We start from the raw sequence: 8,200 nt of genomic DNA, 5'->3' as shown, positions 1-8,200 counted from the left end.
TGTCATTGCTTCCGGCGGTGTCGGCGGCTTGCAGGATCTGGTCGACGGCATCAAGAGCGGCCACGCGGATGCGGTACTGGCAGCCAGTATTTTTCACTACGGCCAGCACACTGTGCAGGAAGCCAAGCGTTTCATGGCGGACCAAGGCATACCGATGAGGCTGGCATGAGCGGCACCATGAAATGGCTCAACAAGGTCAAGTGGGATGAGCACGGTTTGGTGCCTGTCATCGCGCAGGAAGTCGGCAGCAACGACGTCTTGATGTTTGCGTGGATGAATCGCGATGCATTGGCCAGGACCATCGAATCCGGCGAAGCAGTTTACTGGAGCCGCTCGCGCAAGAAGTTGTGGCACAAGGGTGAAGAATCCGGTCATACGCAAAAAGTGCATGAAGTGCGGCTTGATTGCGATGAAGATGTCGTCTTGCTGAAGATAGAGCAGGTGGGCAGCATCGCCTGCCATACCGGCCGTCATTCCTGTTTTTTCCAGAAGTTTGAAGGCGATGCGAGTGCCGGCGACTGGCAAACGGTGGAACCGGTGTTGAAGAATCCGGACACGATCTACAAGTGAAAGCAAGTGTGCAATGAGTGAAACCCTGAAACGTCTGGCCGCAGTCATCGAATCGCGCAAGCCCGCTAACGGCGGCGATCCGGAAAAATCATACGTGGCGCGCCTGTTTGTCAAAGGCGATGACGCGATACTGAAAAAAATCGGTGAAGAAGCCACCGAGACCGTGATGGCCGCCAAGGATGCGCGCGTCGATGGCGATCATTCCAAGGTCTTGTACGAATGCGCAGACTTGTGGTTTCACTCGCTGGTCATGCTGGCGCAATTCGACTTGAAGCCGCAGGATGTGCTGGATGAATTGGCGCGCCGCGAAGGTCTTTCCGGCCTGGTGGAAAAAGCCGGTCGCAAGGCTGACTAGCAGGCGATCAGCAGGTAATCAAACTTGGCTTAAGATGGAGTCTCATTTGGATAATTGCATTTTTTGTAAAATCGCCGCGAAGCAGATTCCTGCGCAGATTATTTACGAGGATGATGATGTGCTCGCGTTCAACGATATCAACCCGGCTGCGCCTGTGCATTTCCTGATCATTCCGAAAAAACATTTGGCGACACTGGCCGATTGCACGGCGAATGATGCGGCTTTATTGGGTAAAATATCGCTGCTGGCTCCGAAGCTGGCAAAAGAGCTGGGTTGTGCTTACAGCATCGATGCAAACGGTGCGCCGCAAGGCGGCTTTAAAACGATGTTCAATACCGGGCCCGATGGCGGGCAAGAGGTGTACCATTTGCACATGCATGTGATTGGTGGGCCGCGTCCGTGGCGCCGGGTATTGGCGTAGCACGAATAGTTCTGGATTCCGGGCGGCGACGTCCTTCAAGGAGAAAACAATGGGTTCATTTAGCATCTGGCACTGGTTGATCGTTTTGGTCATCGTGATGCTGGTATTCGGCACCAAGAAAATCGGCAACATGGGCTCCGACGTGGGCAAGGCCGTCAAGGGCTTCAAGGATGGCATGAAGGGCGAGGACGACAAGCCTGCCGCCAAGGATGCTGCACCGTCGCAGGTTGCAGACAAAGGCACCGTGGACGTTGAAGTGAAAGAGAAGTCGAACAGCTGATGTCTTGTGTGCAGCGAGGTTGGTAAGCACCGCTTTGCCGCGCACAATATGTCCAGCCTATCGCTAATCCTATGATCGATATTGCATTTTCCAAACTTGCGATCATTGGCGTTGCTGCACTGGTTTTCATCGGCCCGGAAAAATTGCCGAAAGTGGCGCGCATGGCCGGCACCCTGTTTGGCCGCGCGCAACGCTACATCAACGAAGTCAAATCCGAAGTCAGTCGCGAGATGGAACTCGACGAGTTGCGCAAGATGCAGCAGGAGGTGCAGGATGCCGCCAGCGACGTCGAGAAATCGGTCAAGCAAGGCTTGTCGAGCGCCGATGACGCATTGCACTCTGCCTGGGGCGATGCGGATACCGACATCAATCCATTGATGGAGCCGCCGACCTTTGATCAAGCCACGCTCAAGTCAAAAAATTTCCGCAAGAAAAAAATGGCGGCCACTTCGGCCGTGCCTTCCTGGTACAAGCGTCAAAGCGGTCAAAAATCGCGTGTCATTTCCGGCGCAGCCCGCATGGCAAAATTCCGCCCGGCCAGTGCCCGCAAGTCGACAGCTTTTTTTCATTAATGAAGCAGCTGCATCAAGCGCGTCTGTCTTCCGGCAGCCTGGCATTTTCTGATCAGTATTCCCGCATGCCTGCAATGAAGCTTGTTGCGACACAATGAATGAAGACAAAACATGATTGGTAACGAAGATTCGTTCATTTCGCATTTGATAGAACTGCGCAGCCGGCTGATGAAGGCTGCCATAGTCGTGATTGTGATCTTTCTTTGCCTGATGCCCTGGGCGGGCGACATCTATGACTTCCTGGCGCGCCCGATGATGCTGGCGCTGCCGGAAGGCAGCAAGATGATAGCGACTGGCGTGATCACGCCATTTCTGATCCCGGTCAAGGTCACGATGCTGGTTGCCTTCATCATTTCGCTGCCGTGGGTGCTGTACCAATTGTGGGCTTTCATTGCGCCCGGTTTGTATACGCATGAAAAGAAACTGATCGCGCCGCTGGTAATATCGTCATCGGCGCTGTTCATAGTCGGCGTCGCATTCTGTTATTTCCTGGTGTTCGGCGTCATCTTCCACTTCATCAATAACTTCGCGCCGAAATCGATTTCGGTTGCGCCGGATATCGACAGCTACTTTGGCTTCGTGATGACGATGTTCATCGCGTTCGGCTTGACGTTTGAAGTGCCTATCGTGGTGATCGTACTGGTGCGCATGGGACTGGTTTCTGTCGAAAAACTCAAGCAGATCCGTCCCTACGTGATAGTCGGCGCCTTCGTGATTGCTGCAGTCGTCACGCCGCCGGACGTGATGAGCCAGTTATTGCTGGCCGTGCCGCTGTGCCTGCTGTATGAAGTCGGTTTGTTGCTGGCGCCGTTTTTCGTGAAGATGACGCAGGCCCCGCCGGAATCAGTTTGATCCTGCTGGCTCAGGCCTGGCGCAGCCAGGCAACCAGTGGATAGGCATCCCTGAATCCTGCCACCAGGGTTTGCTCAAGGTCGGCAGAGACTTTCTTCACTGCCATCTCATTCCATACGATGAAGCTTTTAAGCTTGATGTAGTCAAGATGCGGCGCATCGGCGTCAAAGCCTTTCGGCGGGCGCGTCAGTTTCCCTTCCTGCTGCAAGTCGCCGTAAGTCTGCATCAACTGCTTGTTTTTCAACAGTTTTGAAAATCCCATCGCGTCGTCAATCACATGCTGCCGGATCGCGCGCAAGCGATCTGCCGGCGGCATCCATTCGCCGCCTGCAATCAGTAGCGTGCCGGTCTGGTCGATGTGGAAATAATAGCTGGGGCCGCCGCCCTGGCTGGGTTTTTTCAAGCCGCTGGCATTGATCGAGGCGGAAAAATGCGTCTTGTATGGAATCTTCTCTTTTGAAAAGCGCATGTCGCGGTTGATGCGAAACAGCGCCTTCTTCGGATTGCAGCCCGCGATCGCCGGATCGAACTTGCTGATGTCTGCAATCAGCGCCGTTACCAGTTCCAGGAATTCAGCGCGCAGGATATCGTAGCGCGGCTTGTTCATGACGAACCAGGCGCGGTTATTGTTCTCGGCCAGTTCTGCCAGAAATTGCGTGAGGTCGCGTATGTGCATGGTGATTATTCGACCGGGCGTGGCGGCGCTTTCGGGCGCTTGCCTATCGTGACATTGAGCGTGTTTTCCTGGTTCCGGCGCAACACGATAATGCTGGCTTTCTGGCCGGGCGAAAGTTGCGCGATCTGGTTGAGCATGTCGGCCATGTCCGTTACCGGATGGTTTTCCACCGAAACCAGTATGTCGCCAGGCTGCATGCCAGCCTTGTCTGCCGGTCCGCCTTTCAAGACGCCGGCTATGATCGCGCCATTGCTTTTCTTCAGGCCGAAACTTTCCGCCAGTTCCGGCGTGATGTCCTGGGGTTCGACGCCGATATAGCCGCGCACGACTTGTCCATTCTTGATGATGGCATCCATGACGGACTTGACGGTGGTAACAGGGATCGCGAAGCCGATGCCGAGCGAGCCGCCGCTGCGTGAATAGATCGCCGTGTTGATGCCGAGCAGGTTGCCGTTGGCGTCTATCAGTGCGCCACCGGAATTGCCGGGGTTGATCGCGGCATCGGTCTGGATGAAGTTTTCAAACGCATCCAGTATGCCCAGGTGATTGCGACCCAGCGCCGAGATGATGCCCATCGTCACCGTTTGGCCGACACCGAAGGGATTGCCTATCGCCAGCACGACATCGCCGACCTTGGCTGTTTCCACGTGGCCGAGGGTGATCGCGGGCAAGTTGTCGAGGTCTATCTTGACGACGGCCAGGTCAGTCTCAGGATCGGTGCCCACCACTTTTGCAATTGCCTTGCGGCCGTCGGCCAGCGCGACTTCAATTTCATCGGCTGCTTCGACCACATGGTTATTCGTGAGGATATAGCCCTGTGCGCTGACGATTACGCCAGACCCCAGGCTGACCTGCTTTTCCTGCTGCTCATCAAAACGGTCGCCAAAAAACTTGCGGAAGACCGGATCGTCCATGAATGGATTTTGCGATGGCGTTGCGGTTTTGCTGGTGAAGATATTGACGACCGAGGGCATCGCCAGCCTGGTCGCATCGCGGAACGAGCCCTGGGTCGGGGCTGCACTCAAGGGTGCTTCCAGCATAGGCACTGAACTTGTGCTGCGCACTTTGTGCGCGCTACTGGATATGCCGCTGGCCCACTCGGGCTTCAAGGTCGTTACAATGAATAAAACAGCCAAACCGACAGTTACGGTTTGCGCAAACAACAGCCAAAGACGTCGCATAAAAGGTAGGAAAAATGAGTCAGAAAATAATAGATAGGGACGATCTTGCCAAATATCTAGCCAGAACGCTTGATATTACCCGCTTTCCCGATTTTTGCCCAAACGGCTTGCAAGTTGAAGGGCGCCGGGCTATCAAGAAACTGGTGAGCGGGGTGACGGCCAGCCTGGCCTTGCTGGACGCTGCGGTCGAGCAAGGCGCTGATGCGATCCTGGTTCATCACGGTTATTTCTGGCGCGGCGAAGATGCGCGTGTGATCGGGCAAAAGCACAGGCGCCTGAAATTATTGCTGGCGCATGATGTGAATTTATTTGCCTATCATTTGCCGCTCGATATGCATGCAGAACTCGGCAACAATGCGCAACTGGCGCGTCAGCTGGGCTTGCAGGCGGAGTCGCGTTTTGGCGAGAATGATCTGGGCTGGCTGGGCACGCTGTCCGATGCGTCACTCGCAACAGTGGGCGATCTGGCGTTGCAGATTGAGCGGCAATTGGGACGGGCGCCTTTAATCATAGGTGACCCGGCGCAAAAACTCGGCAAGATAGGCTGGTGCACGGGCGCTGCGCAAAACTTGCTGGGTGATGCGATTGCGGCTGGCGCCAATGTTTACTTAAGCGGTGAAATCTCCGAGCCTACCGTCCATCTGGCCCGCGAGAGCGGCGTTAGCTATCTTGCATGCGGCCATCACGCGACCGAGCGCTATGGCGTCCAGGCCCTGGGCGCACATCTGGCGACGCACTTCGGGATTGAACATCAATTCATCGATATCGATAATCCTGTTTGATCTCCGTCATTCCTTCTTGCATAGGCCGGCAACATGACAAATGTGCAATTTGCTATGGTATAACTAGCGAATTGTAAAATAGACAGTACACGCATGGCCATGCGTGTCAGGGACAGGAAAACGGATCTATATCATGGCGCAACCGGTAGCGGATGGACCCATCACTGTTTTGGTGGTGGAAGATGATGCAGTAACGCGGCGCGCATTGTGTTTGGGGATAGCCAGGGAGCCGGCGTTCATCCTGCTTGATGCGCTGGATTGCGTGAAGTCTGCAATGGACTGGCTGGCGCATCAGTCGGCGGATGTCTTGCTGGTGGATTTGGGCTTGCCGGATGGTTCAGGCATAGACATCATTCGTTTTTGTGCGCATCGTTATCCGGCCTGCAACATCATGGTCATCACGACGTCCAGCGACCAGGATAGCGTGGTCGACAGCATAGAGGCGGGTGCGGCCGGATATGTATTGAAGGATGTGGATAATCTGGATATTGCGCATGCGCTGTTGCAGTTGCATACGGGCGGCTCGCCTATCAGTCCGACGATAGCGCGCAAGCTGCTGGCGCGTATGCGCGACGGCAAAAAAACCAACGATGTCGCGCCTGGCCGCAACCTTGACACCACAGCTGCGCAAGTATTCCTGACCAAGCGCGAAGCGGCAATTCTCGACTTGATCGCATGCGGCGACAGCTATGGGGAAGTTGCCAAACAGCTGGCCTTGTCAGTCGGCACCGTACAAACGCATATCAAGAATATCTACGATAAATTGTCCGTGCATTCGCGCGGCGAAGCTGTGTATGAAGCCAATCGCCGCGGTTTGCTGCAAATGGACCAGCTGAAATCAAAAGCGCAGAAAACCACATCCCCCTGAGTCGAGCCGGGCGCCATGCGCCGCCCGGCCCATACATCTATGCACGCAATCGTCGCCGTTTGTAAGCTTATTTCTTCAGTGCGTCGCGAATTTCTCTGAGCAGCACGATATCTTCCGGTGTGGCCGGCGCAGCTTCTACCGGCGGTTCTTCTTTTTTCAATTTACTCAGGATGCGCACCATCTGGAAAATGATGAATGCGAGGATCAGGAAATTGATCAGAATGGTAATAAAGCTGCCGTAAGCGAACACTGCGCCGAGTTTTTTTGCCTCAACCAGGGTCAGCTGCGCCGCCTGATCGTTGAGCGGCAGATAGTAATTGCTGAAGTCCAGTCCGCCAAATATCTTGCCGACGACCGGCATAATAATATCCTGCACCAGCGACTCCACGATCTTGCCGAAAGCCGTGCCGATAATTACCGCAACTGCCAGATCGACTACATTTCCCTTGACGGCAAAAGCTTTAAAATCCTGCATCATGCCCATGGCAATCTCCTGTTGATCGTGTTTGTAAAAGTGCAATTTGGAGCTACATCCTAGTTTTTGGCATGCTAAAGGTCAAATTAATTTCCTCTTTTCAAGCCATATTCGATGGATAATGCGTCCCAAATAAGTGGATAGAACAACGAAATTGTTCAAAAAGTTCCGCAAAAATGGCTTCGGCAGCATCTATTCGCTTTAAAACAAGCGTTGCCTCCGTTATAATCTAGGGTTGCTAGAAGTTTCGTACAGATTTCGCATTTTGACTGATTGGGGTTGGTATGAGTAACGAAAAGCAGGTCGATTCCGGTCGACGTGGCTTACTTGTCGCTACATGTGCGGCGGGTGGCGTGGCCGGCTTGGCCACAACAGGTGTATTGGTATCCACTTTTCAGCCGTCCGAGCGCGCGAAAGCCGCTGGTGCGCCGGTTGAAGTAGACATCGCTGGCTTGATGCCAGGTGAAATGAAGACCGTTGAGTGGCGTGGTAAGCCAGTCTGGATCTTGAAACGCTCGCCTGAAATGGTCGAGTCGCTTAAACAAACCGATGCTCAGGTTGCCGATCCGAATTCGGAACGCAAGCAGGATGAGCTGACGCCAGAATATGCGCGCAATGAATATCGTTCGATCAAACCGGAGATTCTGGTTGCCGTCGGTATTTGTACGCATCTGGGTTGCTCGCCTGTGACGCGCTTCCAGACCGGTGCGCAGCCATCGTTGCCGGATGACTGGCATGGCGGCTTCTTGTGCCCTTGCCACGGATCGACCTTCGATCTGGCAGGCCGCGTATACAAGAACAAGCCGGCGCCGGATAATCTCGAGGTGCCGCGCCACATGTATGTGGGCGACTCCAAGCTGATCATCGGCAAAGACGAGAAAGGTGAGGCTTAATCATGGCTTTTCACGAAAAACAATTGCCGGCTGATGCACCTATCGCTGACAAGGCCCTGAACTGGGTCGATGCACGTTTCCCGCTGTCGTCGACATGGAAAGCGCATCTGTCCGAGTACTACGCGCCAAAAAACTTCAACTTCCTGTACGTATTCGGTTCGCTCGCACTGCTGGTGCTGGTGATACAGATCGTTACCGGTATTTTCCTCGTCATGCATTACAAACCGGACGCTACGCTTGCGTTTGCTTCGGTTGAGTACATCATGCGTGACGTG

13 protein-coding genes and 1 pseudogene are annotated in these 8,200 nt (G+C 54.4%); 11 read left to right on the top strand and 3 right to left on the bottom strand.

Features of this window, described 5'->3' with window-relative positions; genetic code table 11:
* From Q7T06_RS05375 to tatC, 7 genes are all read left to right on the top strand, one after another.
* The coding region (locus Q7T06_RS05375) for a HisA/HisF-related TIM barrel protein (protein WP_304781459.1) at window positions 1-169 on the top strand (169 nt) is incomplete at its 5' end.
* The gene (gene hisI / locus Q7T06_RS05370; RefSeq protein WP_304781445.1) at window positions 166-570 is read left to right on the top strand and encodes a phosphoribosyl-AMP cyclohydrolase; all 405 of its coding nucleotides are present in this window, start codon (window positions 166-168) and stop codon (window positions 568-570) included. The genes Q7T06_RS05375 and hisI, both read left to right, overlap by 4 nt.
* 13 nt (window positions 571-583) lie before the next feature.
* Window positions 584-925: a phosphoribosyl-ATP diphosphatase gene (locus Q7T06_RS05365; protein WP_304781439.1), complete on the top strand. Its 342-nt coding sequence runs from the start codon at window positions 584-586 to the stop codon at window positions 923-925.
* A 46-nt stretch (window positions 926-971) separates the two neighbouring features.
* Window positions 972-1,346, top strand: a complete 375-nt coding sequence (locus Q7T06_RS05360; protein ID WP_304781452.1) for a histidine triad nucleotide-binding protein — start codon at window positions 972-974, stop codon at window positions 1,344-1,346.
* Window positions 1,347-1,395: 49 nt separating this feature from the next.
* Window positions 1,396-1,626 (top strand): Sec-independent protein translocase subunit TatA, encoded by a 231-nt coding sequence (gene tatA / locus Q7T06_RS05355; RefSeq protein ID WP_304781434.1) that lies wholly within the window; start codon window positions 1,396-1,398, stop codon window positions 1,624-1,626.
* A gap of 71 nt (window positions 1,627-1,697) precedes the next feature.
* Complete coding sequence (gene tatB / locus Q7T06_RS05350; RefSeq protein WP_304781430.1) at window positions 1,698-2,198, top strand: Sec-independent protein translocase protein TatB; 501 nt, start codon at window positions 1,698-1,700, stop codon at window positions 2,196-2,198.
* A 111-nt stretch (window positions 2,199-2,309) separates the two neighbouring features.
* The gene (tatC, locus tag Q7T06_RS05345) at window positions 2,310-3,050 is read left to right on the top strand and encodes a twin-arginine translocase subunit TatC (RefSeq protein WP_304781427.1); all 741 of its coding nucleotides are present in this window, start codon (window positions 2,310-2,312) and stop codon (window positions 3,048-3,050) included.
* Window positions 3,051-3,060: 10 nt separating this feature from the next.
* Here the strand turns inward: tatC and Q7T06_RS05340 are convergent, their stop codons facing one another.
* Window positions 3,061-3,726, bottom strand: a complete 666-nt coding sequence (locus Q7T06_RS05340) for a DUF2461 domain-containing protein (protein ID WP_304781424.1) — start codon at window positions 3,724-3,726, stop codon at window positions 3,061-3,063.
* A 5-nt stretch (window positions 3,727-3,731) separates the two neighbouring features.
* Window positions 3,732-4,907 (bottom strand): Do family serine endopeptidase, encoded by a 1,176-nt coding sequence (locus Q7T06_RS05335; protein WP_304781421.1) that lies wholly within the window; start codon window positions 4,905-4,907, stop codon window positions 3,732-3,734.
* 14 nt (window positions 4,908-4,921) lie between these two features.
* On the opposite strand from Q7T06_RS05335, the gene Q7T06_RS05330 reads away from it, so the two are divergent.
* Both Q7T06_RS05330 and Q7T06_RS05325 read left to right on the top strand, forming a co-directional pair.
* The gene (locus Q7T06_RS05330; RefSeq protein ID WP_304781418.1) at window positions 4,922-5,689 is read left to right on the top strand and encodes a Nif3-like dinuclear metal center hexameric protein; all 768 of its coding nucleotides are present in this window, start codon (window positions 4,922-4,924) and stop codon (window positions 5,687-5,689) included.
* Window positions 5,690-5,822: 133 nt separating this feature from the next.
* Window positions 5,823-6,557 (top strand): response regulator transcription factor, encoded by a 735-nt coding sequence (locus Q7T06_RS05325; protein ID WP_304781415.1) that lies wholly within the window; start codon window positions 5,823-5,825, stop codon window positions 6,555-6,557.
* 67 nt (window positions 6,558-6,624) lie between these two features.
* Here Q7T06_RS05325 and mscL read toward each other — a convergent pair whose 3' ends face one another.
* Window positions 6,625-7,041 (bottom strand): large conductance mechanosensitive channel protein MscL, encoded by a 417-nt coding sequence (gene mscL, locus Q7T06_RS05320; RefSeq protein ID WP_304781412.1) that lies wholly within the window; start codon window positions 7,039-7,041, stop codon window positions 6,625-6,627.
* A 275-nt stretch (window positions 7,042-7,316) separates the two neighbouring features.
* Between mscL and petA the strand changes: the two genes are divergently transcribed.
* Both petA and Q7T06_RS05310 read left to right on the top strand, forming a co-directional pair.
* Window positions 7,317-7,925: a ubiquinol-cytochrome c reductase iron-sulfur subunit gene (petA, locus tag Q7T06_RS05315; RefSeq protein WP_304781409.1), complete on the top strand. Its 609-nt coding sequence runs from the start codon at window positions 7,317-7,319 to the stop codon at window positions 7,923-7,925.
* Window positions 7,925-8,200: pseudogene (locus tag Q7T06_RS05310) on the top strand (cytochrome bc complex cytochrome b subunit); the annotation flags it as partial. The gene petA and the pseudogene Q7T06_RS05310, both read left to right, overlap by 1 nt.

It is taken from the genome of Herminiimonas sp. (assembly GCF_030645555.1).
Taxonomy (GTDB): Bacteria; Pseudomonadota; Gammaproteobacteria; order Burkholderiales; family Burkholderiaceae_D; genus Oxalicibacterium.
The sequence above is the reverse complement of the archived record's forward strand: the minus strand, read 5'-3'. Positions and strand labels throughout refer to the sequence as shown.